The 1,557-nt window shown below is 71.0% G+C and carries 1 protein-coding gene and 2 pseudogenes; 2 read left to right on the forward strand and 1 reads right to left on the reverse strand.

Annotated elements, in window-relative coordinates:
* Positions 1-226: pseudogene (locus I59_RS21355) on the reverse strand (acetyl-CoA C-acyltransferase); the annotation flags it as partial.
* A gap of 1 nt (position 227) precedes the next feature.
* On the opposite strand from I59_RS21355, the pseudogene I59_RS19465 reads away from it, so the two are divergent.
* Positions 228-1,139, forward strand: a pseudogene (locus I59_RS19465) (formaldehyde dehydrogenase, glutathione-independent); the annotation flags it as partial.
* Between the two features lie 106 nt (positions 1,140-1,245).
* A complete protein-coding gene (locus tag I59_RS07400; RefSeq protein ID WP_031273270.1) occupies positions 1,246-1,449 on the forward strand; it encodes a hypothetical protein in 204 nt (67 codons plus the stop codon).
* Positions 1,450-1,557 lie beyond the last annotated feature (108 nt).

The following is a 1,557-nucleotide window of genomic DNA, read 5'->3' on the forward strand; positions in this document are numbered from 1 at the left end:
CCGATGTCGTCGATCGTCAGGCCGCCTTGCGCAGCGCCTTGTCCGTGGCAGACACCGTTCCGACGCCCATCACCTCGGGCTCGACGCCCGCGAACGCGAACGAGACCATGCGCATCTTCGTCGACAGGCCGTGCTGCTTCGCGCCGTCCTCGGACGCGAGCAGGCTCATGGTGGCGCCGTCGTTCAGGCCGGCCGCGTTGCCGGCGGTGACCCGTCCGTGGGGCCTCAACATCGCCTGCGGGCGCTGCCGGAACTGCAAGGAGCGCAAGACCGGCATCTGCCTGAACGTCAACCCCGACCGGCCCGGGAGCGCCTACGGCTACGTCGACATGGGCGGCTGGGTCGGCGGCCAGGCCGAGTACGTCCTCGTGCCCTACGCCGACTGGAACCTGCTGAAGTTCCCGGACCGCGACCAGGCGCTGGAGAAGATCCTCGACCTCGCGATGCTGTCCGACATCTTCCCGACCGGGTTCCACGGCGCAGTGACCGCCGGGGTCGAGGTCGGCTCCACCGTGTACGTCGCCGGCGCCGGCCCGGTCGGCCTCGCCGCGGCCACCGGTGCCCTCCTGCTCGGCGCGAGCGTCGTGATCGTCGGGGACATGAACGCCGACCGACTGGCCCAGGCCCGGACGTTCGGCTGTGAGACCGTCGACCTCACCAAGGGCGACCCTGCGGACCAGATCGACCAGATCCTCGGCGAACCCCTGGTGGACTGCGGCATCGACGCGGTCGGCTTCGAGGCGAAGGGCCACGGCGCCGGATCGGACCACGAGGCCCCGGCAACCGTGCTCAACTCCCTGATGGACATCACGGCGGCGGGCGGCGCCCTCGGCATCCCCGGGCTCTACGTCACGGGGGACCCGGGCGGCATCGACGAGGCGGCGCAGAAGGGCGCCCTGTCGCTGAGCCTCGGGACCGGCTGGGCGAAGTCGCTGTCGTTCACGACGGGGCAGTGCCCGGTCATGAAGTACAACCGGCAGCTGATGATGGCGATCCTCCACGACCGCACGAGCATCGCGAAGAACGTGAACGCGAAGGCGATCGGTCTCGAGGACGCCCCGCGCGGCTACGCGGAGTTCGACCAGGGCGCGGCGACGAAGTACGTCCTCAACCCGAACGGACTCATCCCGGCTGCCTGATCGACGGCATCCGTCGGACGACGCAGCCGCGTGCCCGCGCCGTCCGACGGACCACGGCCCCACCGGGGACACCGTGCTCCACGGGGAGGGGCGTTAGGATGCTGCCGTGCCGCATGGAGTCGTGACCGGGATCATCTTCGCCCTGACGCCGACCGTCATCGTCGGCCTCATCTTCTGGTTCGTCATGCGCGCCATCATGCGGGCGGACCGCACGGAACGAGCCGCCTACGCCAAGGTCGAGGCGGAGGAACGCGCACGCTTCGAGCGTGAACACGGGCGCCCCGCGCCGTCCCCCGCCTCCGCCGAGTAGCGATCGAGTCGCTCGGCGCGCCGACCCGGCCGGGTCGGTTCACCGGTGGTTCACGCGCCGGTGCTGCACTGACGGCATGACCGCCGTCACTCCGGGCCCCGCCGACCG

The sequence above is a fragment of the Curtobacterium sp. B8 genome, assembly GCF_000333315.1.
Classification (GTDB): domain Bacteria; phylum Actinomycetota; class Actinomycetes; order Actinomycetales; family Microbacteriaceae; genus Curtobacterium; species Curtobacterium luteum.